This is a genomic window from Algoriphagus taiwanensis (assembly GCF_036245645.1).
Taxonomy (GTDB): domain Bacteria; phylum Bacteroidota; class Bacteroidia; order Cytophagales; family Cyclobacteriaceae; genus Algoriphagus; species Algoriphagus taiwanensis.
In genome coordinates this window covers 63,867-88,064 of sequence record NZ_BTPE01000003.1, presented here as the reverse complement: position 1 = coordinate 88,064, position 24,198 = coordinate 63,867, and the positions used below count along the sequence as shown (strand labels likewise).

Sequence of the window (24,198 nt, the reverse complement as noted above, 5' to 3'; positions counted from 1 at the left end):
ATGAAGACAACGCTACTATTTCTGACTGCTTTATTCTTTGCCTGTGGACAAACAGCGCAAAGACCTGATGATTCCACTGCATTTCACCCCAATTACGACCAAACTATGGAAAGCTCATTCTACGATTTCAAGATGAAAGACATCAACGGCAAGGAAGTAGACTTTTCCCAATACAAAGGAAAAAAACTTCTTTTGGTGAATGTGGCTTCGAAATGTGGCTATACCAAGCAATATGCTCAGCTTCAGGAACTCTACGCTACCCATGGAGATAAAATCCTCGTTTTAGGCTTCCCTGCAAACAATTTTGGAGGTCAAGAGCCCGGCTCCAATGAGGAAATCAAGGAGTTTTGCGACACCGAGTTTGGAGTGACTTTCCCCATGTTTGAAAAAATCTCCGTGAAAGGCTTTGATAAGCACCCGCTTTACAGATGGCTGTCGGATGCATCTCAAAACGGCTGGAACAATCAGGAACCTTCATGGAATTTCTGCAAGTATTTTGTCAATGAAAAAGGAGAATTGGTGAAGTTTTTCCCATCCTCAGTTACTCCACTTGACGAACAAATTCTTGAGCTGATCGGAGTTTGATTTAGCTGTTTTCTGTTTTGAAAAAAGAAATACAAACCAAAAAAGAAGCCTGGCTGCATGCAGTCAGGCTTCGCACTTTACCCCTGGCGCTTGCAAGTATTTTTGCGGGTTCTTTTCTGGCTTTTTGGAAAGAGGCTTTCCGATGGGAAATTCTTCTTTTGGCCTCATTGACCACCATTTTCCTTCAGATTCTTTCCAATCTGTCCAATGATTATGGAGATACTATCCACGGGGCCGATTCTCAGGAGAGACAAGGGCCAGTCCGTTCGGTTCAATCGGGCTTAATTTCACTTCAGGAGATGAAATCGGCGATGTATGTTTTTGGAGCTCTTTCTTTGGTTTCGGGTATCTTGCTGATTCTATTTGCATTCCAAAGCTGGGTGGTATTCCTTATTTTTCTGGGGCTTGGGCTATTGGCCATTTGGGCTGCGATAAGCTACACATCAGGAAATAATCCCTACGGATATGCAGGTCTTGGAGACCTTTCGGTTTTTCTCTTTTTTGGATTACTGGGCGTATTAGGCACCTTTTTCCTTCATACCCAAAGCTTTGATTTACTTTCAGTATTAGTTGCAGGTGCTTTGGGATGCTTTAGCACTGCCGTTTTGAATATCAACAATATCCGTGATATAGATTCAGACCGGAAAGCCGGAAAAATGTCCATTCCGGTTCGGATAGGGAAAAAGGCGGCTATCCGGTACAATTGGGGACTTATTTTGGGAGGGTATTTTATGATGATTGCTTTTGCTTTACTGAGTCAGCAACCCTACTCTCTATTGGTTTTGCTTTCCTTACCACTGGCTATTAAAGTGGGGATGGGTGTTCAGCAGGCTCAATCTTCAGCCGAAACAGACCCTTTTCTGAAAAAAATGGCGATGAGTACCTTACTCTCTGTCCTTCTTTTTGGTATCGGTTTACTTTTTTGAAAAAGCTGACGAAAATCCTTTTTCCATTTCCCAATTTGGCTAATTTGGAGGAAATAAATCAACCTAACTATGATCAAAGTACTCGTTCCCTTCGATTTTTCAGAAACAGCCAATTTTGCGTTTGAATTTGCAATCAGCCTTGCCGAAAATTACAGCAAACTGGAAATTAATCTTTTGCATGTAGTAGAAACCCCCGTAGCAACTGGAATGGGCACTATGGGAGGAGGACTTGATGCTATTCCTGATTTTGAAAATCAGGTGTTTTTCATGGAGCTTATTGAGACTAGAAAAAAGCAATTCAAGGAAATCGAACAAAAATTCGCCTCTTCTTCGATTAACTTAAACACCAACTTAGTCATCGGTAACGTCTATAGAAACATTGTCGATGTCATCCAGGAAGAAAATCCCGACTTGGTAATCATGGGTTCCAAAGGTTCCAGCGGGTTGGAAGAAGTGATTATTGGAAGCAATACTGAAAAAGTAGTAAGAACAGCCTCCTGTCCAGTCATCACCGTCAAATCTCCAACCCATGTAAGCACCATGAAAAAAGTGGTTTTTGCTTCAGACTTCAGAGATTCTGATGAGGAAGTAGCTAACCGCATCCGAAGAATGCAAACCCTCTTTTATGCTCAGTTCTACTTTGTGCTTATTAACACGCCAGGGAACTTCGAAACCACCAGAGAGTCATTTGCCAGAATCAAAACCTACGTTCAAAAACACAAACTGGAAAATATCAAAGCTGAAATCTACAATTCTTTGTCTGAGGAATCCGGAATTCTGGAGTTTGCTGATGATATTGATGCAGATATGATCGCTATGACTACGCATGGTCGCACAGGTTTTCTCCATTTGATCACAGGAAGTATTGCCGAAGATGTAGTCAATCATTCCAAACGGCCAGTTTGGACATTCAAGAGATAAAAAATGGGAAGAAAAGACAACGATTGGAAAAAAAGAGACGGAGTGGTGTATTCCACCAGTTCAGATTTTAGCTACCAATACGAGGGGGAAGATTCAGCAGAAACCCTTCCCCCATCCCAACAGAAACTTAAAGTACTTTTGGACAAAAAAGCCCGTGCCGGAAAGCAAGTAACCCTTGTCGAAGGTTTCATCGGCACTGAGGAGGACTTAAAAGAGTTGGGAAAACTGCTCAAAAACAAATGCGGTGTGGGCGGAAGTGCCAAGGATGGTGAGATTCTGATTCAGGGAGATCATCGGGATAAAGTTCTCCAGGTCTTGACACAGGCAGGCTATGGTGCCAAAAAGTCGGGAGGATGAACGAGCCTTACTGGCTGTTTAAAGCAAAACTGATTCCCCGTTTGCCCTTTTTGATTGCAGAGGCAAAAAAGATCCGCGATTCTAAACCTAGTCTCCCTCCGCTTTCTGAGAAGTTGGTTTTAAATGGTGGAGGAAAAAGAATATTGGTATTTGGAGAATCCACGGCTGCAGGTGTTGGTGCCTCTCAAATAGAAACCACCCTAGCAGGTCATCTACTAAATGGCCTAGAGTCAGAATTCACCGTGTATTGTTTGGGTAAAAATGGACTTCGGGTAAAAGAAGCAGTTGATTTTTTCCATCAAAATTTCTGGAATCCTCCCCTAGCTCAAGAGGGAATAGCCTTATTTCTGGGAGCAAATGATTGCTTTAAATTGACCAAACCAAAGGATTTCTATGGGCAATTGTCCTCTTTGATTGATCTTTTCCGAAAAGAGCTCAGCCCTTCGTGGGTTTATCTGGCCGACATTCCGCCAGTTCACCTTTTTCCTGCCTTTTCCAAAGGAATGAAGAGGCAGTTGAAAATTCAGCGACACTATCTCCAAAAAGAAATGGCAGCAATTTCTCAAAGAGAAGAAAACATCCTCTTTGAGCCCATTTCTCTGGATTTAAATGAAAACTTTTTCTCCGAGGATGGGATTCACCCTTCAGATTATGGCTATCAAAAAATTGTCGAATTCGCCATTAAGGGACTCAGGGATTCGCAATTGATCAAAATCTAGCCACTTATTTTTCCACCTCTTCCAAGAGCTGCTCGTACCAGGCTTCTCCATACTTTCTGATGAGCGCATCTTTGAGAAAACGATAAAGCGGCACTTGAAGGCTCTGACCCAAATTACAGGCAGGATCGCATATCTCCCATCGGTCATAGTTTACCGCATCAAACTGATCGTATTTGGTAATTCTAATTGGGTATAGATGGCAAGAAATAGGTTTCTTGAAGCTGACTTTTCCATCTAAGTAGGCCTGTTCGATGCCGCATTTTAAAATTCCTTTTTGGTCATAAATGGCATACGCACATTCCCTATTGTCTCCGATGGTAGGGGTTCCCTTATCCCCGTCTTTATCGATGACCCAAGTACCTTGGGATTCTATGACTTTTATTCCTTCCTCAGAAAGATAGGGCTTCACTTGAGGGTAGATTTCTTCCAGAATTTTGGTTTCTTCCTCCTCGAGAGGCGCTCCTGCATCCCCTTCTACACAGCAAGCCCCTTTGCATGCAAGTAGATCACAAACAAAAAAGTTTTCTTTAATATCCTGCGAAAGCACCGCATTGCCAACCAATATCATAATCGCATTTTTTTCCCGAAGGTAAGGAATATACCTTGTTTTGTTTACCGATTCTTCTTCCGGACATAAAGTCCTTTTTTCAGTTGAGCGATCAATACACCCTCTTTAGACCTCACCTCACAGGGATACTCGACCACTGCTTTTCCTTCTTCATCAACCAGCCTTTTTACTCGCTGAATTTCTTCTTGACTTAGGCCAAATTCAGCAAATACAGGTCCTTTTCCGGGCTTGACAAAGTCAATGTGAGCATATTTATCCCAAACGATGTAATCATCTCCTAGGTGAATCAATAGAATAAACATGAAAAATGGATCACACATGGAATACAAGGAACCTCCAAAGGCTGTTCCCACCAGATTTTTATTGTACCAAGTCAAATTCAGCCGGCTTTTAAACCATGAAAAATCCTGAGCATAGTCTACAATTTTGATCCCTGAAAACAAGTATGGCGGATACCAATTGATCATCCGGATCAATCGCTTGAATTTTTTGAATTGGCTTTTTTCCATAAAACAAGATAGGATAAAAAAAGAACCGCTCCTCTCGGAGCGGCTCAACCCAGCACTATGAAGAAAAGCTATTTTTAGCCTTTGGATATATAAACAGGGATAGAATTGAATTGTTTTCGCAGGTTCAAAAAAATCTGGATTTTTTTTAAAGAATAGCTAATCCCAACACTCCGGGGAAAAATAGCGTACTTTGCAGGGTGCAAGTCGGCTTGTCGCTCCATTCCTTTTGGATTGGGGAGGAAAGTCCGGGCAACATAGAGCGCCATACTTCCTAACGGGAAGGATGCTGATCTCCAAGGATCAGTAGACAGACAGTGCCACAGAAAACAAACCTCCATTTGGCACAGGGCCCGCCCTGAGCCTGTCAAATGGGAAGGGTGAAAAGGTGGAGTAAGAGCCCACCGCCCCGACAGTGATGAAGGGGGCACGGCAAACCTTATGGGTTGAAAGATCAAATAGGCCTCGGGCAAAGAGCTGCTCGTTCGATTTCTTCCGATGCTATCGGGAGGATTCCGGGGTGGGTAGATCGATGGATCCTGACTGTGAAGTCAGGGCTAGATAAATGACAGGCACCTTTATCGATTTATCGAAAAAGGACACAGAACCCGGCTTACAGACTTGCACTTTTTTCTTTACTTTACGCTATGCCAAAAATTCTGATTATTGACGATGAGCGCTTCATTCGCTCCTCTTTACGGGAAATTCTCGAATACGAAAAATTTGAAGTTATAGAAGCCCAAGATGGGGAAGACGGACTTCAAAAGATCAAAGACGAAGAGTTTGATTTAGTTCTTTGTGATGTAAAAATGCCCAAAATGGACGGAATCGAGGTCCTGGAGCAAGCAAAGGCATTGGAAAAATCACCTCAGTTTATCATGATTTCGGCCCACGGAAGCATCGAGACTGCAGTAGAAGCGACCAAAAAAGGAGCTTTTGACTTCATCCCAAAGCCACCCGATCTGAACCGACTTTTGCTCACCGTCAGAAATGCACTGGACAAGAAAAACTTGGTCACGGAGACTAAAGTGCTCAAGAAGAAGCTCTCCAAGAAGTTTGACATGGTAGGAGAATCACCGGGGATCATGCGGGTCAAGGAGACTATAGAAAAAGTGGCTCCCACTGAAGCGCGGGTTTTGATCACGGGTCCAAACGGAACCGGAAAGGAATTGGTGGCCCACTGGATTCATCAGAAAAGCAACAGGAATTCAGGACCTTTTGTCGCAGTCAACTGCGCAGCCATCCCCTCTGAATTGATAGAATCCGAGCTTTTCGGACATGAAAAAGGAGCATTTACCTCCGCCCATAAGCAACGAGCAGGAAAATTTGAACAGGCACAAGAAGGAACACTCTTTCTGGATGAGATTGGGGACATGTCCCTATCTGCCCAATCCAAAGTGCTGAGAGCACTTCAGGAAAACCTAATCAACCGGGTAGGAAGTGACAAAGACATCAAAGTAGATGTGCGTGTACTTGCAGCAACCAATAAAGACCTGAAAAAAGAAATCGAAGAAGGAAGATTTCGGGAAGATTTGTACCATCGATTGAGTGTGATTTTGGTACAAGTTCCGGCTTTGAAAGACAGAAAAGAGGATATTCCACTTTTGGTCGATAAATTCCTCAACGACATCGCTCAGGAAAACGGAGATGCTAAAAAGGGAATAGCGAAAGAGGCTATCGCCAAACTTCAGGAGTTTCCCTGGACTGGAAATATCAGGGAACTAAGAAACGTAGTGGAAAGGCTGGTGATTCTGGGAGAGTCCGAAATCAGCCTGGAGGATGTAAAAAAATATGCTGACTATTGAGGTCAGCATATTTTTTTTTAACTGTTGGATTTTTCAGCTGCTGGAGCCTTGGCGTAAGCAGGGCATGGCTTACTGGAGGCACAAGCGCCCAAAGCAAGGATTCCGATCAAAAGTGCAATGGAAGCAATTCGTTTCATTTTTATAAAGTTAAATTATTAAAGGTTCCTCCGACCCTTTCGGAAGATAATCAACTCTTGGACTAGTGACGCGATCGAAACCGGCAGATGACTTCCAATCCTTGAGTACCGAAGGGCTTACTTTTTATTTGGCTAAATATGTCCAATTAATTTTAAGTTAGCAATTACTGCACCAACAAGTTGCAGCCCCTTATCTCTGAGTGGTCAAATCTCCCCAAAATCTCTATCATTCCATCACTGTCTATTCTGCCCAAGTCCTGTGTTTCTATAAACGCACAGGAATGAAAATTAGCCAAATCAATGATATTAATTCCACCCTGTGATCTTAGAGACAAGGCCAAAGGATCATTGACATCCCTAAGCATAACGCGCATGGAGGCAGGAAGCATATATTTCCCTTCACCTTTTGAATAGGCTTGAGACATCAATTCGGTCATGCCATATTCTGAGTGGATCGCCTTCACTTTGAAAAAAGCTTTCAACCGATCATGCACTTCTTCCCGAATCATTTCTTTTCTCCTGCCCTTCATGCCTCCAGTTTCCATGATTATGAGGTTTTCCATTGTTGAAAATTCCAAACCGGATTCAGCCAAATCCAAAAGAGCAAATGTGACCCCCAACAATAGAACCTTTCGATGGTCTTTTGCCAAAAATCTCAGCTTTTCGAGAAGCTCTGATTGATTATACAGATAAAATCCTGAATGAGGAGATTGACTCTTCTCGATGAAATGCTTGGCCATGGATACCAGGCTGCTTCCCGGTCGCTCCAAATAGGCCGGAAGCAAGGCCAACACATGATAGTCGGTCAAAGCACCATAAATTGACTCAAATATCCTCTCAGCATGATTAAGATACCATGGTTCAGACCAAATGTAATGCTTGCTGGTAATCATCCCGGTAGTCCCGCTGCTGGAATAAAATCCTGAAAAATCAGACTGAGAGCCGCAAATCACATCCCGATCTTTGAAAAATCGGATGGGCAGGAAAGGGATTTTATCCAACCTATCAATCGAGCCTGTATCGATCTTTCTGGCGTCGACGTATTGATGATAGACAGGATTGTTTTCATACTGAAAAAAGAAAAGATCCAGCGCCAGATTTTCAAAGTCCCTTGGAGTCAAATTTGCTACCCGCTCTGAAAAACTTTTAAAATCCTGCATCGTTTTATAGTTTGTTCTTTCCGAAAGAAAAATCTTACCTTAATTTTCCAAAGCAAATTTACCCTCAGCTCATGCGTATAAAAAACTATTCAGGATTATTCTTTGTCCTAATCTTGGGATGGACCTCCTGTATCAGTCCCCCTGAGAATTTTCCAAGTGTACCTGAAATCACCTTCGCTGAGATTGAATATGTACAGACTCCGGCTCAAGATTCCCTGATTATCGGGGTGGATTTCAGAGATGCAGAAGGTGACCTTGGACTCTCTCCCACAGAAATCAATCCCCCCTTTAATCCCTTGATTTATAAAAGAAATGCTGCAGGCAATCTGATCACCTATTCCACAAGACCGCCTGAGGCACCAACTTATAATCCTATCGATTGGGTAATTAACCCAATCATCAACAATACCACGGTCAGAGATACCGTATGGGTGGAGCAAAACGAAAATCAGTACAATATTTTCGTGAGATTTTATATCAAGAGAAACGGTCAATTTACCGAATTCAAATGGCAAGATCCTCCATTCTTTACGACGTTTAACGGTCGATTCCCTAGAGTTTTGACATCTGATGAAGGACAGCCTGTAGAAGGAAGAATCAGATATAGAATGCTTTCTTCGGGTTGGGAATCAATTTTTAGAAATGACACGCTGAGAATAGATGTGGAAATTCAGGATAGAGCACTCAATCGAAGCAATCAAGTATCAAGCCCTGAAGTGACTCTAAGGCAAATCACCAGAAACTAAAAAAACGGCAGGAATTGAATTCCTGCCGTTTTTTTTTGCTTTTGATCTCAGCTTACAATTCTGGAAATCTGTTTGGATCAACTTCATGCATCAACTGATAGACCTTTTCGACCACATCATCCGCACTTGGCTTGGAAAAATAATCTCCATCTGAAGAATATGCCGGACGATGGGCTTTTGCAGGTAAGGTCTGAGGCTCAGAATCCAAATATCGGAATACATCCTGATGGTCCATCACCTGCTGAAGCATGAAAGCACTCGCTCCTCCCGGGACATCCTCATCGGCAAAAATCACACGGTTTGTCTTTCGGATTGACTCACCAATTGTACCAGTCAAATCAAACGGCAATAAAGTTTGAACATCGATTACCTCAGCAGAAATACCCATTTCTTCTAATTCCTGTGCAGCTTCGAATACGATTCGGCACATACTTCCATAGGTTACCAAAGTAATATCTGAGCCTTCTTTTAGGATTTCCGGCTGGCCCAAAGGCACTGTGTATTGACCGATATTATGAGGTAATCTTTCTTTGAGACGGTATCCATTTAGGCATTCAACCACAATGGCAGGCTCGTCAGATTCCAAGAGTGTTTTGTACATACCTGCTGCCTGAGTCATATCTCTCGGCACACATACATGCATCCCGCGTAGGGTGGAAAGGATCATTCCCATTGGGGAACCTGCATGCCATACACCCTCAAGGCGATGCCCTCTAGTTCGGATGATCAAAGGTGCCTTTTGACCACCTTTGGTACGATACTGAAGTGAAGCCAAATCATCAGATAGCATCTGTAAACCATAAAGCAAATAATCCAGATATTGAATTTCCGCTATAGGTCGCAAACCTCTCAGTGCTGTACCGATTCCCTGACCCACGATAGTACATTCTCTGATACTGGTGTCAGTTACTCTCCATTCTCCATGCTTTGCTTGAAGACCTGCGAAAGCTTGGTTTACATCTCCTATTTTACCTACATCTTCCCCAAATGCGAAGAATCGAGGGTCATTGCTCAATGTGTAATCAAAGAAAGCTTGCAAGATTTCTCTCCCGTCAACCAAGGGGGAAGAATCATCCACTTTGGCGGGTTTTTGAGCAACCTTCAAAGCTGAAAAATCGGACTCGCTATAGAGGTGACTGCTGTATCTGTCGTGATTTTGTTCTTTTTGGTTTTCATACCAGTTCCTCAGGCTCTCCTTTGCAGGAGAAGAATCGTTTCTAAGTAGGAAAAGTGATTTCCTTACCGTACTGATCACATCCTTACGAATGGGATTGATACTTTTCGCCAATTCCTCAGCCATTTGGAGAAGGTTGGCTTTTTGGCTGCTACCTTCCGCTGTATTGCGGATAAGGGTCACCGCCTCCTGCAATTCTTTTTTGATTTCACCTGAGAAATCAGCCCAGGCCGCTTCTTTTTGCTTTTTAACCTCTGCTTTCGCCTCGGCATCGATTTTATCTAGGTCCTCTTCGCTGGCAAGGCCGGTGGTAATGATGTATTCCCGGAACTTTTTAATGCAATCCCAGTCTTTTTCCCACTTTAATCGCTCAGCAGACTTATAGCGCTCATGTGAACCGGAAGTCGAATGCCCCTGAGGCTGTGTCATCTCTTCCACGTGAATCAAAACAGGCACATGCTCGTTTCTGGCAAGTTCTCCGGCATAGTCAAAAGCCTGAACCAAGGCCTCATAATCCCAGCCATTTACCTTCAGGATTTCAAAACCTTTTTCGTTTTCTGTTCGCTGAAAGCCCATCAAAACCTCAGAAATACTTCCTTTTGTGGTGTGGTATTCTTTAGGTACGGAGATGCCGTAGCCATCATCCCAAATGGAAATAACCATGGGTACCTGAAGAACCCCAGCGGCATTGATACTTTCAAAAAACATCCCCTCAGAAGTAGAGGCATTTCCTATCGTTCCCCAAGCTACTTCATTTCCATTATTGGAAAACTGAGTCAACTCCTGAAGTCCTTTGTTTTCTCTAAAAAGCTTGGAAGCATAGGCCAAACCCAACAATTTGGGCATCTGAGCAGCAGTAGGGGAAATATCCGCTGCCGAATTGTACATCTCTGTGAGATTTTTCCAAGTCCCGTCTTCATTCAATGAACGGGTTGCGAAATGGCCATTCATCAACCTACCGGCACTTGCAGGCTCGGCTTCCACATTGGTATGAGCATAAAGCTGGGCAAAATACTGCTGAACAGTCAGCTCACCCAAAGCCATCATAAAAGTCTGATCTCTGTAATAACCGGAGCGAAAATCCCCTTTACGGAAAGCTTTTGCCATGGCTATTTGAGCTAGTTCCTTCCCATCACCAAAAATCCCGAATTTGGCTTTGCCCATAAAGACTTCTTTCCTCCCCATAAGAGAGGCATGTCGGCTTTCTACAGCCACACGGAAGTCCCTGAGTATCTCCTCTTTGCTCACAAGGGCCAATGTACTTTCTTTTTCCTGTGCTTTCAATGTCATTACTTTTTAATCTAAAGTTATTTTGGGTCACTTCTTGGGTATACTTCAAAAATAACCAAAAAGCATTGACTTACAAATTTATCCAAAAGTGAATGACCAATAATTATTTTGAATTGATTTATTTTTTCTGATATTTGAAAAATTAAAATTTGATTTTTTGAATTATTTATACATTTTATTTTGAGTTAGAAAAAATTAGCGAAACAGGAATTATTTTTTGACCAAAAAAAATTTTCAAAATTTTCCATTACAAAAACTATTATTTTGGAATTTTCTGCATTTATCTCCATAAAAATAAAATAAACTTTGGAAAAACAGATTTTTTCAAAATCGATACCAAATACAATTTTTTAAAATGATTTTTAACATCTAACTGCTTCTTATCTTTGCGCAGAAATTCTTGTAAACCCAAACAGAACTAGTCATGATCATAGGTGTTCCTAAGGAAATCAAAAACAACGAAAACAGAGTCGCACTTACTCCTGCAGGTGCCAAAGAACTTGTAAAAAGAGGTCATTCAGTCTATGTGCAGCATACCGCCGGAGAAGGCAGTGGATTTGCAGACACGGAATATGAAGCCGCAGGAGCCACCATTCTTCCTACTATCGAAGCTACCTATGAGATAGCAGAAATGATCATGAAGGTAAAGGAGCCTATCGAACCGGAATACAAGTTGATCAAGGAAAACCAGTTGCTGTTTACCTACTTCCATTTTGCATCATACGAGCCTCTCACTAAAGCAATGGTGGAAAGCAAATCAGTTTGTTTGGCTTACGAGACAGTAGAAAAGAGCGACCGAAGCCTTCCTCTACTTGTCCCTATGTCTGAAGTAGCAGGCAGAATGGCAATTCAAAAAGGAGCCAATTACCTGGAAAAACCACTAGGAGGCCGAGGAATCCTATTGGGCGGAGTACCTGGTGTATTGCCAGCCAAGGTCTTGATCCTTGGTGGCGGTGTCGTAGGTACGCAGGCAGCCTGGATGGCCGCTGGTTTGGGTGCTGACGTGACCATCATGGATGTGTCTTTGGCTAGAATGAGATATCTGGCAGACGTAATGCCTGCCAACGTGAAGACCATGATGTCCAATGAGTACAATATCCGGGAAATGATCAAGCATGCCGATCTGATCGTTGGTGCGGTATTGATTCCTGGTGCAAAAGCTCCTCATTTGATCACTCGTGATATGCTCAAGGATATGAAAAAAGGAACCGTTTTGGTAGACGTAGCAGTAGACCAGGGAGGTTGTATCGAAACCTGCAAGCCTACCACTCACGAAAATCCAACTTACGTGATCGATGACGTAGTTCACTATTGCGTAGCAAATATGCCCGGTGCGGTGCCTTACACTTCCACTTTGGCTTTGACTAATGCTACCCTTCCTTATGCCATCCAACTGGCAGACAAAGGCTGGAAAAAAGCAGCTCAAGACAATCAGGAGTTAGCACTTGGTCTGAACGTGATTAATGGAGAGATTGTCTACAAGGCAGTGGCAGATGCTTTTGATATGCCATATGCTTTGGTAGAAAAATACCTTGCCTAATCAAAATAGATTATAAAATGAAAGTCCCACCTTTCGGAAGAAGGCGGGACTTTTTTTTATCCTTTCTGCAGCTCGTCTCCAAATACCTCTTTGACCACCCAGCCTTTTCCCCATTCTTCCCTTTCCTTTTCAGTCCAGAGTTCTGGGAAAAAGATCACTTTTTGAAAACGCGGAGGTAAATACTTCTGCCAGTTGGTTCCCCCTGTGGCGGCGATATCCTCAGGATCCCGATGCAAATATCTCACAGCTGATTTGTAGTGTGCCAAAGGCCAAAAGACATTGGCTTTGAGGTCAAACTGCCGCATCAATTCCTTTAGCTCCTGGGAGGGATTGGCAAACCCGGCATATTTCTGCCAAAGATTTTTCCTTCGGTAATTTTCAATCAATTCCTTCAGCAGCTTCCCATATTTGAACTCAAAATTCTTCAAAGTCAAAGTCTTTTCGCCGGTTGCCAATTCGATCGCTCCCTGCTGCCAGTACAGATTTTCAAACAAATCATCTGCAGGACTGTGGTAATCGAATTCCTCCCTTTTGGATAGAGTCACCAATTGAAAGGCATCAGTTGCCATGATCTCAATCTCACGATATTGTGCACTTTGAAATCCTGAGGAAGGCAAGAGAGACATTCTGAACTTGAGAAACTGCTCTTTTTCCATCCCCTTCCACATCATCGCAAAAGAGCTGATCAAATGATCAAAATACATAAGAATCCGCTCTAAGCGGGTCTTAAAAAACTCCTCCGTATCCGACTCTTCTTCAGCTATTTGCTCCATCTCAGATATAATCAACTTGAAATAAAGCTCGGTGATCTGATGATAAATAATGAAGATTTTCTCGTCTTTAAAACTGGTCTTGGGCTGCTGCAAAGAGAGTAATACATCCAAATTGATGTACTCCCAATAGGTAAGGTAATCTGCATAAAGCAGTCCTTCCAGATAAGAAAGCATGTCTTGTCCTGAGGCACGGAATTTTTCCTGGAGCTGCTCGATTTTTTCCAGGATCTTGGGATCAAATTGGGAATAGTGCATGGGGATTTTTTTAGTCAAAAAGGTAAGGAATCAGGCTCTTTCTCCTTAATTTCGAAACAGAATCGGGGCTTGACTCGGTAAAATTGACAGATTCTGATTAATTAACCAAAATAACATGGAAGCAGTAGCGCAAAGGAAATCAATGAAACAGGATACCTTCGAAGGGGTGGATTTTTTGGACTTGGACGACTTGCTCACCGAAGAGCAGAAATTGATTCGTTCCTCGATTCGGGATTTTGTAAAGAAGGAGATTTCCCCATACATCGAAGATTGGGCTCAAAACGCTCATTTTCCCTATGAAATCGTAAGAAAGTTTGGGGACGTAGGTGCCTTTGGTCCTCAGCTTCCGGAGGAGTATGGAGGTGGCGGTTTGGATTACATTTCCTATGGACTCATCATGCAAGAAATCGAGCGTGGTGATTCAGGTATGCGATCTACAGCTTCCGTTCAAGGTTCCTTGGTGATGTATCCGATCTATAAATTTGGTTCGGAAGAACAGCGAAGAAAATACCTTCCCAAACTCGCTTCAGGGGAGTACTTGGGTTGCTTTGGCTTGACAGAGCCAGACCACGGATCCAACCCTAGCGGTATGGTGACCAATTTCAAAGACATGGGAGACCACTACCTCCTCAATGGTGCCAAAATGTGGATTTCCAACTCTCCCAAGGCGGATATTGCCGTCGTTTGGGCAAAAAATGAAGAAGGAAGAATTCATGGATTGATCGTGGAGCGAGGCATGGAGGGCTTTTCCACTCCAGAAACCCACGGAAAATGGTCTCTTCGAGCTTCCTGCACAGGAGAATTGGTCTTTGACAATGTGAAAGTGCCTAAGGAAAATCTCCTTCCCGGCAAATCCGGATTGGGTGCTCCGATGATGTGCTTGGATTCCGCACGTTTTGGAATCGCCTGGGGAGCTATCGGAGCCGCGATGGATTGCTACGAGTCTGCAAGAAAATATGCTGCCGAGCGGATTCAGTTTGGCAAACCGATCGGAGGTTTTCAGCTGACGCAAAAGAAACTGGCTGAGATGCTGACCGAAATCACCAAAGCCCAGCTTTTGGCCTGGAAAGTCGGAAAAATGATGAATGAAGGCACTGCCCGTACGGTGCATATCTCCATGGCCAAAAGAAACAATGTAGAAATGGCCCTAAACATCGCCCGAGAAGCAAGACAGATTCATGGAGGCATGGGCATCACCGGAGAGTACCCCATCATGCGCCACATGATGAACTTGGAATCTGTAATCACCTACGAGGGTACCCACGATATCCACCTATTGATCCTGGGTCATGAGATCACGGGGATTCCGGCTTTTAAGTGATTGGAATTTAGTATCAGGCTGAGCGGAGTCTAAACTTGGACTTAATTGGAAGATTGGAAGATTGGAAAATTTAAAAAATTCAGAATTTCTTTCAAGCTCAATTGAATAAGTGAACTAGAGTAGAAATAAAATCCAACCGAAGGAATTATCAATTTGGGTATCCTTCGGTTGGAAATTTTCAGTAAGTACAAGTAGCTTCCACATCGCAGGAAAGCAGAATTTTTAACCCTTTGGAGTATGAGAAAGTTGATTTTTGTCTCGCTCATTTTAGTTTCTTGGGCTTGTTCCAAAGAGGAAGAGGAACCCATGCCCACTATTCCTTCGGAAATAGAGCTTAGAAATACAGTAGAAGAATTTCAGGAAGTATTGGCTTTCCTTGATGTGGAGGTAGTGGAAAAGGATGAAGAAATCCTGTATTTCTTTTCCTTTGAGCTTCAGGATGACCCTCAGGCAGAACGACTCGTTCCAGGGAAAGACGGATTGATTTGCAGCTTTTTGGACCAGCAACTAAAATTTGGAATGCCCACTCCTGAAGACTGTGAATGGCAAGGCTATTACTCTCGCTACCTTAGGTCTGGAACTGCTCCGTCAAATTTCCGATTGCATGTAATCATCAGTGGAGAAGTGAAAGAAAAAAGTCCAGAGGATATCTTCACTGGTCTTCCCATTGTGTTAAACAGGATTGAGAAAATCGAAAGTTGTCCTGTAGAGTTTGAGGAAAACTCCACTCCCACTACTTTTGAAAATAATTTCTGGAAGCTGGTAGGCTTTACGGATGATTCCGGATCCATTATCTCCTCTCCAACTTGCGAAGATCCGGAGGTAGGAGTAATCTTCAATGACCAACTTCTTTTAGGCACACCAATCGAAGATCCGGAAGCAAGGTCCTTTTCTATCCAAAGCGCGGTTTGGATGCGACCTGGACCTCTTGTTTTGGTTTACCGGATTTCGGGAGAAAACACCCTTTCCATCACCCGAGCTGTGGATCCATCCTACATGCCACCAAGGCCCGCCACGGCAATTACTGATAATTTTCCAAATGTAACGAATGCAATTTTCAACAAATACGACAGTCTTTCATCCATTTTCAGGTTTGAAGGACCTGTAGAATTTGTGCTTTCAGGAAACACGCTCCGTCTCAAAAACACATCGAATGGAATCAGTACTTTGCTGGTGAAAGATTGATTTTTCCAACCAACTGATGCAAGTCTCCTTACCTTCCCGATACAGGCGGGCTTGGAAATTTCCCCAATCAAAACCTCCACCCCAGCCTAAAATCAAGGTACTCGGCCACATGCCCATGTGCTTTCAAACCTGCACCGATTCTGAAATTTTTACCCAGAAAATAATTCAGCGTGTATCGCTGATAGAATTCCTTATCCTCCTGATACCCCTCCGGCTTGTATAGATATCCAGCATACCGCATCGCAAAATCAAATCGCCCAAATAAGAGATGAGGCTCCACAAAAGCCGCGGGAATGGTAGCTTCTATCCTTTTCTCTACATCAATGGAAAAATCCTTGGCTATTTCCAAGCCTCCTCCCATACCAAGGATTCCAACTAGTCTTCGGAAAACTCCTCCAGCCAGGGTGAAATTGGGTTGCCGGCTACCTGCTCCGGCATCCTGTGTATTAAAACCCAAATCCAAGTAAAATTCCCAGCTTTTGGGTATTTCAGACTTTTCAAAATCCTTCAATTCTGCTTGACGGGTGTAATGAAGGATACCCAATCCCAACATTGGAAAATTCATGCCGCGGTTGGGTTGACGTTGACCTCCATTGGAGATGTGACTGTAGGAAAAAGAAGCCTGCATGGCCCAATTTTCTGCCAACTGATAGGAAATCTTGGGAGTCAAAAAAATCAAAAAGCTGATGGGTGCGCTGAAAAAGGTATTTCTGGGATTTTCGATGGGATCATAAACTCGCGTGAGGTAGCTCACTCCCAATCCTGTAGCCAAACTTCCGGCCCATTTTCTCTTTTGAAAAAGGTTAGGCTCAAAGGTGCCTGCCAGATTCCATGCTTGTCCTAATTCCTTTGGATTCTGAAAATCAACCACCGAAAGAGAAAGCCCGAGGTAATGAAAACAATTACAGGCTTCCCAGTTTTTTCGGGTGTTTTTCAGCCATTGGGAGGAAATACCGATGGCTACGGGACTGCTTTGGGCGACTTGTTCCAGTTCGGGATTATGAGCAATGATCCAACCGTATTGACCCTCGACCCCAAATCGATGCAAACCTTCCTGGCTTTTCACCCCAAATGAAAAGGCCAAAAGAAAAATACCGATCAAAAAACTGGTTTTCATTTCTCCTCTTTGGGTATTCCTACGGAAAACAAAAAAAGGAGATTGCTCTCCTTACTTGTATTTTTTGGGATTTTCCATCATTTGACGAACATCCTCAGGGTCTGTCTTTTCCTTTCCGGTGAGCAGGTAAATGATCATCCCTGCATCCGAAGGGTCAAACTCCTCCCCTTTTTGCGCAGCTTCTAATCTACCGTACAACCAATCCCAAGAACCCTTGGAAAAAGGGGACTTGTCCTTGGCCGGGGAGTCTTTCATCCAGTCATACTTGGATTTGTGGGCTTTCAGTCCTTCGTAGTCTTCTCCCCCATTTTGATCGGCAATGTGATCAAGTTGAAGGCCATGTTTCTCAAACTCAGTTTTGATCTTCTCCCAAGTCCAGCCCGAATGGCTTTCCCACTCATAGGGCTTGTCTGCATGCTCATCGTTCCAGGTGGAATGCGAGATCAGGCGAACATATTTCAGCTTCGTAGAATCGGCCTCATTGATGGCTGTGCCCACAATCTCCATGGGGCCAGCGGCGATAATGGTCAGTGGATTCTTGGCCGAACTTTTATTGATCTGGGTGGCGAGTTCGATGATTGCAAAGTTTTGGGCTGTTACAGCTTCGATAAACTTGGTCTTCTTGAAACCAAAGGTTTTGGCACCGATAAAGGCACTTTCTCTCATCTGCTCAGCTGCTCCCGGCTTTTCCTTATTGGATCCCCAAATATGGTCGCTGAAGGTATAAACTACCAAGGCATCCTCCAGTCCGTTTGCAGCCAAAAGAGCCAAAGTCAGAGGCGTAGCAGCCCAATCGTCCTCGTCGTGTTCGTTTCCATCTGAACTGATGGCTATCCTCCCTCCTTTGAATGGAATAGATTGGGAAAAGACTTGCTGTGAAAAGATCAGAAAAAGAAATACCAAAGAGGCGAGGCTATTTTTATGCATGATTATCAGTTATTGGATGACAAGTTTACCAAAAAAGGATTGTTGACGGGAACCCAAAACCCAAACTAAGTACGTACCCGGAGCCAAATCGTTGAGATACAAGTCAATTGATTGAGAATCCAAGAAAAAGGATTGCACCAATCGGCTCATGTCCTTCCCGTTCTGATCAAACACCCTTATTTCCATTTCCTGATTCTCCAAAATATCTCCTTCCAATCCCAGCCGGACTTTTTCTCTTGCCGGATTAGGATATATCTTCAGCTCTAAAGCTTTTCTGGCTAATGGAACACCAATACTGGAAATGGTCAGAGTCACAGGTTCCAATCGAGCTGAACAACCGGAAGAAGAAGTTAGCTCCACTTCATATTCTCCCATTTGATCCACGGTCAAAGTCCTGGAAGTAGCTGAGGAAATCACTTGACCGTTTCTAAACCATTGGTAGGTGTAATTCCCCTCAGGAGCACGGAGGATATTTCCATCCACCTCGATCTCTCCCTCAGGCAATGGATTGACTTTGACCTCAAAGGTATTGGACTCAGAAATACAGCCGCCGGAATATCGGATCACGGCATGATAATTCCCGGGTTCTTGGGTGGAAAGGGTTTTTCCAGTTTGATCTGGAATCTCCACCCCATTTCTTCTCCATCGAATCACTTCAAAGGAAGCTTCAGAAGACAACTCCAGCATAGCTTCCTCTCCCGAACAAATCTCCTCAACCCCTTGAAGCAATACGGGTAAATTTTCCACCCTTTGGACTGTCACGGTAGTAACTGCCTCGGCAACATTTTCCGACTGATCTACAGCCCGGATTTTGATAGTAAACGTTTTGCCTAAGTCCTCACAACTAAAGGATTGACGATCCAAGGTGACTTCTTTAATCCCACAATTATCCGTAGCCGATTCCAAAACCATATCTGGATTCAGACTGACAGTTCCTTTGGTTACACCCAATTCCAAATTTAGATTTTTCGGTTTCAGAACGGGGGCAGTAGTGTCCTTGACATTGACCTGAATACTTCTATCCCAAGTTTGTCCCGAAGGATTCTTGATTACTATGCCGATGATTTTTTCTCCCAAGTCCGCACAGGTGAAGCCGGATTGCTGCAAGGTGACTGTTAGGTTGGGATCGGATAATGGCCACGAGACAAAGACATCGTAAGGCTTCAGGTCTGCTTTTCCTTCAGACCCCAAAACCAAGGATACAGACTCTTTGATTTCACCGAAAGGAAGAGCGTTAAACTGAATCTCTGTTTTCTTCGACTCCACCAAGCATCCCCCTCCTTCAGGAATCAATTCTGCCCAATAGGTTCCTGCTTTTTCGACGGCAATCGCTTTTCCCTTTTGGCCTGCCAGTAGCTCTCCATTTCTATACCAACCCAAGACCACGAAATCAAACTCCTCACCCAAGCGGATTTCGACCACTTGGCCTTCCGTATAGCTTGCCCCTGACTCTGGAGAAATGGAGATTTTCTGAGATTCAATAGGGTTTACAGAAAAAGTCAAAGCCTTTGAAACCGAATTCCCTGATTGATCCGTCGCGGTTAAAATCACTTCTTGAAGAAGGTCATAATCTTCACAGGTGATTTTGGACTTATTGAGTTGCAAAGATTGAATGGAGCAATTGTCGGTCAAAGATTCCACAAAGTCCTCAGGATTTAAAGTCAACTCTCCTTTCAAAAGGTCAAAGTTTAAACTTGGGATTCGGGTGGAGAGGATTGGGGGCAAAAGATCCTTTATCTGAATCTGAACTTGAAATTCATTGCTTAGTCCTTGAGCGTCTTGCAAAGTCAGGATGATTTGATTAGCCCCAAGGTTTTCACAGGAAAATTCTCTTTTGCTTAAAGAAATCTCATAATCTCCATCCAAAGGCCATTTTTCAAAACAATCTTCTGGCTTGAGGAGGGCAATTCCATTCTCGTTGAGGTTTATTTCAACAATGGATTTGACTTCTGGAAATCCTTCCTCCCGTTCGATTACTTCAAGCACTTGAGAAGAAACAGTACATCCGTTTTTCAGCTGCAAAACTGCCGCGTAAACACCAGGCTGGTCCACAGAAAGGACTTTACCTTTTTCTCCAGGTATGGTCCCAAGGTCCTTTCTCCATTCCACCACTTCAAACTCCAATTCATCTCCAAGGATGAGTTCGACCGTATTTCCAGAAAATAGGATTCCGCTTTGCCTGAGGGATACTTTCTTGGATTCAAAGAGATTCAATAGCGCAAATGTAGTATAGACCGTACGATTACCTGAGGCATCAGTTAGGATCACATCCAAATCAATGGGATAATTGACCCGCTCTGAATCCACATCAGCGCAGGTGACTGAGGACTTACTCAAGGTCACCGAAACCGACTCGGAGGCACAATTGTCCTCGGGCAAGCCTGCGATAAAATCCTGGGGATTAAATGAAAGCTCACCAAGAGTGAGATCGAAAGGATAACTTACATCTTTGAAATTTGCCGTTGGAGCCAGTTCATCCTTGATATTTACTTTGACCCAAAACTCAATCATGCTGGAAATCTGAGGGCTTGTAGGGATTAATTCCGGCTTGTAGCTGACTTTTACTACCTCCTGGCCTAGATCAGCACATGAAAATTCGGATATGCTTAGTGACCAAAAACCTGGCTCAAACGGTTCATTCTCAAATATGTCAAGTAGGCCAAGAGTTGCTTTCCCTGCCTCATCCAGCGACAAGTCTACAGTTTCGATTCTCGGGGGGAAATTTGTCTCAAAATAGAAGTCTCTGGAACTGACCTCACATCCTGTGGATAGCAAAAGTCGGGCATGATACCTTCCCGGTGTAGAAATATTCAATTCCTTTCCTTTTTGGTTGGGAATAAGTTCTCCATCCTTAAACCAGGCTAAGATTTGATATTCCATTTCATTACCCAATCGAAGTATTGACCCTGATTCATCTAAAGGTTTCAGGGATGAAATAGATACTTTCTTTGATTCTTGAATATTGGAAATATGAACATAAACATTTCTGATACTTTCATTTCCGGATTGGTCAGCTACTATAATTTTGACCGGAAACTTCTGATAGCTATCCCAGTTTGTCCCTAGCAACGCACAGGTGATTTCAGGCCCATCAATATCCACACGGAAATAACGGTCACAATTATCCTCTGGCAAAACCACATCAAAATCACCGATAGAGTATTCCGCTTTTCCTATCGTAGGGTCAAAAATGACATAAGCATCTGCAGCGTCAAATCTTGGAGGAATAGTGTCCAAGACAGACAACTTAATGGTATCCTTTACTACTGTAGAGCCTTGAACCTGAGTAGCTGTTACTATCAGATCACTAAAGCCCAAATTGGTACAGTTTACCTCAGGACCTATCGAATAATCATAAGTAAAATCATCACTTGGCTGATTTGAAAGAAGAATGGAAGGCGAAATCCTCCCCACCCCATTCTCATCCAAATAAACCTGCGCAGTATCTTTAAATTCAGGGATAGAAAGTAGCTCTCTAAACTGTACCTGAAAAACTGCGAAAGTCTCATCGGTATGTACAGGTTGATGAGGCATATTGCCTTTTGGAGCAAGTGCCACTTGATTAGTCATAGGAAAGGAAATTTTTCCCGTAGCCAAATCCCCGGCAATTTTGGTTAATTCATCAAAAGGATTTTGGAGATCAATAGCTTCAAATTCAGCTGAGGAGTTGATTCCAAAACCGGAAAAATCTACAGAAATCTCTGGTTGTTTAGAAAAATTCAAAATCGTGACATAAAATCTATTTTGATCATATCGATTTCTAATTACCCGTATTTCCGGCTGTGTGGGGAGCGCTAGGTTCAAGCTACTATTCAAATCAAAACCTGATGCAGACTTCCAGGTTGTAAAGTCGGTACTGGTAAACGGGGCACCATCTGAAGAAGTCTGGAAATACTGATTTTCGTTCCAGACCACATCCGGCAATGCATCCGGCAAAACCAAGAATTGAAAAAACTTACCATGTACATTGTAGAATTTATTGCCAAAAAGGCGAAGAGTTTCTAAAGGCTGGATTTCTAACTGGTTTCCTCCTCCATAAATTAGATTATCATAAAATCTGAAATCCCTGTTTGGCTTGTATTCCCTTCCTAAAGTCACATTTCTTAATCTATCTGAGGTAAGCCTTCCTCCCTGCAAATCAGAGTAAAAAATGTTATCAAAAACCTGCATAGAGTAACTCAGGTTATTTTCTGATCCAATAGTAAAGTTATGAGGAGGCCGATGAACAAAGGAGTTGAAATTGGCTATCGATCCAGTATTGAATGCTGTATTTTCATGAGAAATTACTCCTCCATTAGGAGGATTTGTGGTGTAAATATTAATCCCCTGCGAGGCATTATTAAATACCACATTGTTTCTCAGAACCTTTGGGAAATCTGGATCATCATGCTGGACATACATTCCATGGCCTGTTCCACGCGTAGTGGCTTGAGATCCATTGTTGAAAATAACACAGCCATAAACCTCCAAATTGAGCCCCGGCCTCCAGAGCTGCAAGCCACCACCAGGAATATCATAAATCCAGCAATTGATAAGCTTTACATTATTCCCAAATACACTAATTCCAGCCTCATAGGGAACACTATTTCCCAAATCTTCTCTTTTCTCCGTAGAGGAGGACGTGACATGCAAATCGATCAGCCAGACATTTGATGCATTGACTGTGATTCCTGTTTCTCCAGTTCTGTTTTTGCCCGGATCAATGATTGCCTTGCCTTTGGTTTTAGGCAAAATATAGATTGGACTTGAAGCAGTTCCTGATTTATCAAGTGTAAAATTCCCCTCATATACCCCATCCAAAAGAAATAAAGTATCACCCGGCGAAATAGGTGATGTCGCAGAAAAAGCAAATTGAATCGAAAAGGGACTTTCTTCACTTTTGCCAGAATTAAAATTTGAACCACTGGGGCTTGCAAACCATTTGCTTGCCTCTGCTGAAGAGTCAATCAGAAAGAAAAAAATTAAGAAGAGAAAAAAACATCGAACGGTTTTCACGGCATTTCTCTGGTATTTTTTATGAAAACAAATTAAAATCACTCAATCCTACTCTTCAACACGACCAATTGCACAGGATTTATCGGATCATTAGTAAAGATATAGATATTCCTTTGATCGATTCCCTTTCGGCCCTTAGGATCAAAAGTCAAGCTCAACTCCAAGCTTTCACCCGGATTCAATTGGTCCTTAGGGGATTCAATTATAAGACATTCACAATTGCCCTGAATCTTCCTTATTTCGAGCACCTTTCTGCCTCGATTTGATAAAGTAACAGTCCGTCTTACAATACTTTTGGAGCTGATTTCCTTTAGGTCGATCTCTTTCTGCTGGATATAAAGCTGAGGTAAATCATCTATCTCATTTTTTGAAACAGGCGGAAAATATTCAAAGAGGTCTGCAATGATCTCCAGATTAATTCTGCTCCCTTCGATGTTTTCCCAAAAAACAGGAACCTGATCTTCAAAAAAACCCAAATCCCCACTTCTATTTACACTTTCATACCGGATCATCAGAAGCCCTCTTTCCTGCGGCCTAATAAGATTCTGAACCTGCTCTACCCAAATGTAAGTTGGAGTTTCAGATCGAAAAGCCCCTTTCTCCAAGTCCTCCGTACCAAAGTTGAAAAACTCGACGTACTTGATCTTGGGTTCATTGTCAAAGACCTCCCCCATGTTGATCTTTTTCAGACGAAAACCCAAATTTCCATTCTTCACAGGATATGCTCTTGGGGGATTTGAGGGATACGGAATGGAAGTTCCTTCCAGAAAAAGAGAATCCTGTACTCCGGAAAGATTTCCCTTCACCACGACAAGTTTGGAGAAAAAACCATAGGCAGAGGTGGGGTCGAAGCTTACTCGGACTTTCCCGGTCTCACCCTGGGCCAAGGTATCTTTAGAAAATTCCACAGTGGTACATCCACATTCCAGCCAGATATCTTCGATGAAAAAGAGAGAGTCTTGAGAATTGGTAAATTCAAACTCCACTTCCTGATTGCCTTCCTCTTCCAGAATTGTCCCCAATTCTACCCGGTTTACTTTCCAGATGATTTTGGGAGCTTCGATACTTTGAGCCACTGTAGAGGACTTGATAAGGATAAAAAAAAGTGCGGTGAGAATAGCTTGGGTGCGAAGTTTCATAGTGACAAATTACAGGTATTTTACCCTTCAATTCTAGTATCAAATACTTAAT

At 43.0% G+C, this 24,198-nt stretch carries 19 protein-coding genes and 1 other RNA gene; 11 read left to right on the top strand and 9 right to left on the bottom strand.

Annotation, left to right across the window (positions count from 1 at the left end; genetic code table 11):
• The 5 genes from AAA938_RS04695 (at window position 1) to AAA938_RS04675 (ending at window position 3,508) form a co-directional block, all read left to right on the top strand.
• Window positions 1-585 carry a glutathione peroxidase gene (locus tag AAA938_RS04695; protein ID WP_338227487.1) on the top strand — a complete coding sequence of 195 codons (585 nt, stop codon included), beginning with the start codon at window positions 1-3 and terminating at the stop codon, window positions 583-585.
• Between the two features lie 17 nt (window positions 586-602).
• Complete coding sequence (locus AAA938_RS04690) at window positions 603-1,511, top strand: 1,4-dihydroxy-2-naphthoate polyprenyltransferase (RefSeq protein WP_338227486.1); 909 nt, start codon at window positions 603-605, stop codon at window positions 1,509-1,511.
• A 69-nt stretch (window positions 1,512-1,580) separates the two neighbouring features.
• Window positions 1,581-2,432 carry a universal stress protein gene (locus AAA938_RS04685; protein WP_338227485.1) on the top strand — a complete coding sequence of 284 codons (852 nt, stop codon included), beginning with the start codon at window positions 1,581-1,583 and terminating at the stop codon, window positions 2,430-2,432.
• Between the two features lie 3 nt (window positions 2,433-2,435).
• On the top strand, window positions 2,436-2,789 hold the full coding sequence (locus AAA938_RS04680; RefSeq protein ID WP_338227484.1) for a translation initiation factor: 354 nt from the start codon (window positions 2,436-2,438) through the stop codon (window positions 2,787-2,789).
• Window positions 2,786-3,508, top strand: coding sequence for a GDSL-type esterase/lipase family protein (locus AAA938_RS04675; RefSeq protein WP_338227483.1), 723 nt, complete (start codon window positions 2,786-2,788; stop codon window positions 3,506-3,508). Before AAA938_RS04680 ends, AAA938_RS04675 begins: the two co-directional genes overlap by 4 nt.
• Before the next feature lie 4 nt (window positions 3,509-3,512).
• Here AAA938_RS04675 and AAA938_RS04670 read toward each other — a convergent pair whose 3' ends face one another.
• Both AAA938_RS04670 and AAA938_RS04665 read right to left on the bottom strand, forming a co-directional pair.
• Window positions 3,513-4,076, bottom strand: a complete 564-nt coding sequence (locus AAA938_RS04670) for a DUF3109 family protein (protein WP_338227482.1) — start codon at window positions 4,074-4,076, stop codon at window positions 3,513-3,515.
• Between the two features lie 44 nt (window positions 4,077-4,120).
• Window positions 4,121-4,585, bottom strand: coding sequence for a PaaI family thioesterase (locus tag AAA938_RS04665; protein WP_338227481.1), 465 nt, complete (start codon window positions 4,583-4,585; stop codon window positions 4,121-4,123).
• Window positions 4,586-4,781: 196 nt separating this feature from the next.
• On the opposite strand from AAA938_RS04665, the gene rnpB reads away from it, so the two are divergent.
• Both rnpB and AAA938_RS04655 read left to right on the top strand, forming a co-directional pair.
• An RNA gene (gene rnpB, locus AAA938_RS04660) (RNase P RNA component class A) lies at window positions 4,782-5,214 on the top strand.
• A 15-nt stretch (window positions 5,215-5,229) separates the two neighbouring features.
• A complete protein-coding gene (locus AAA938_RS04655) occupies window positions 5,230-6,387 on the top strand; it encodes a sigma-54-dependent transcriptional regulator (protein WP_338227480.1) in 1,158 nt (385 codons plus the stop codon).
• 301 nt (window positions 6,388-6,688) lie between these two features.
• Here the strand turns inward: AAA938_RS04655 and AAA938_RS04650 are convergent, their stop codons facing one another.
• Complete coding sequence (locus tag AAA938_RS04650) at window positions 6,689-7,684, bottom strand: acyl-CoA synthetase family protein (protein ID WP_338227479.1); 996 nt, start codon at window positions 7,682-7,684, stop codon at window positions 6,689-6,691.
• Between the two features lie 71 nt (window positions 7,685-7,755).
• Between AAA938_RS04650 and AAA938_RS04645 the strand changes: the two genes are divergently transcribed.
• Entirely contained in the window at window positions 7,756-8,430 is a 675-nt protein-coding gene (locus AAA938_RS04645; protein WP_338227478.1) for a hypothetical protein, read from the top strand.
• Window positions 8,431-8,482: 52 nt separating this feature from the next.
• On the opposite strand, the gene AAA938_RS04640 is transcribed toward AAA938_RS04645, so the two are convergent.
• Entirely contained in the window at window positions 8,483-10,894 is a 2,412-nt protein-coding gene (locus AAA938_RS04640; protein WP_338227477.1) for an alpha-ketoacid dehydrogenase subunit alpha/beta, read from the bottom strand.
• Window positions 10,895-11,318: 424 nt separating this feature from the next.
• Between AAA938_RS04640 and ald the strand changes: the two genes are divergently transcribed.
• Entirely contained in the window at window positions 11,319-12,434 is a 1,116-nt protein-coding gene (gene ald, locus AAA938_RS04635; RefSeq protein WP_338218903.1) for an alanine dehydrogenase, read from the top strand.
• A 56-nt stretch (window positions 12,435-12,490) separates the two neighbouring features.
• Here the strand turns inward: ald and AAA938_RS04630 are convergent, their stop codons facing one another.
• Entirely contained in the window at window positions 12,491-13,462 is a 972-nt protein-coding gene (locus tag AAA938_RS04630) for a tryptophan 2,3-dioxygenase family protein (RefSeq protein WP_338227476.1), read from the bottom strand.
• A 142-nt stretch (window positions 13,463-13,604) separates the two neighbouring features.
• Between AAA938_RS04630 and AAA938_RS04625 the strand changes: the two genes are divergently transcribed.
• A complete protein-coding gene (locus AAA938_RS04625) occupies window positions 13,605-14,783 on the top strand; it encodes an acyl-CoA dehydrogenase family protein (RefSeq protein WP_338227475.1) in 1,179 nt (392 codons plus the stop codon).
• Between the two features lie 237 nt (window positions 14,784-15,020).
• Window positions 15,021-15,968 carry a hypothetical protein gene (locus AAA938_RS04620; RefSeq protein WP_338227474.1) on the top strand — a complete coding sequence of 316 codons (948 nt, stop codon included), beginning with the start codon at window positions 15,021-15,023 and terminating at the stop codon, window positions 15,966-15,968.
• A 67-nt stretch (window positions 15,969-16,035) separates the two neighbouring features.
• Here the strand turns inward: AAA938_RS04620 and AAA938_RS04615 are convergent, their stop codons facing one another.
• The 4 genes from AAA938_RS04615 to AAA938_RS04600 all read right to left on the bottom strand — a co-directional run bounded on the left by AAA938_RS04615 (window position 16,036) and on the right by AAA938_RS04600 (window position 24,146).
• Window positions 16,036-17,085 (bottom strand): acyloxyacyl hydrolase, encoded by a 1,050-nt coding sequence (locus AAA938_RS04615; RefSeq protein ID WP_338227473.1) that lies wholly within the window; start codon window positions 17,083-17,085, stop codon window positions 16,036-16,038.
• A gap of 51 nt (window positions 17,086-17,136) precedes the next feature.
• Window positions 17,137-18,012, bottom strand: a complete 876-nt coding sequence (locus AAA938_RS04610; protein ID WP_338227472.1) for a hypothetical protein — start codon at window positions 18,010-18,012, stop codon at window positions 17,137-17,139.
• Between the two features lie 9 nt (window positions 18,013-18,021).
• Window positions 18,022-22,743, bottom strand: coding sequence for a T9SS type A sorting domain-containing protein (locus tag AAA938_RS04605; protein ID WP_338227471.1), 4,722 nt, complete (start codon window positions 22,741-22,743; stop codon window positions 18,022-18,024).
• A gap of 302 nt (window positions 22,744-23,045) precedes the next feature.
• Window positions 23,046-24,146 (bottom strand): DUF1573 domain-containing protein, encoded by a 1,101-nt coding sequence (locus AAA938_RS04600; protein ID WP_338227470.1) that lies wholly within the window; start codon window positions 24,144-24,146, stop codon window positions 23,046-23,048.
• Between the last annotated feature and the right edge of the window lie 52 nt (window positions 24,147-24,198).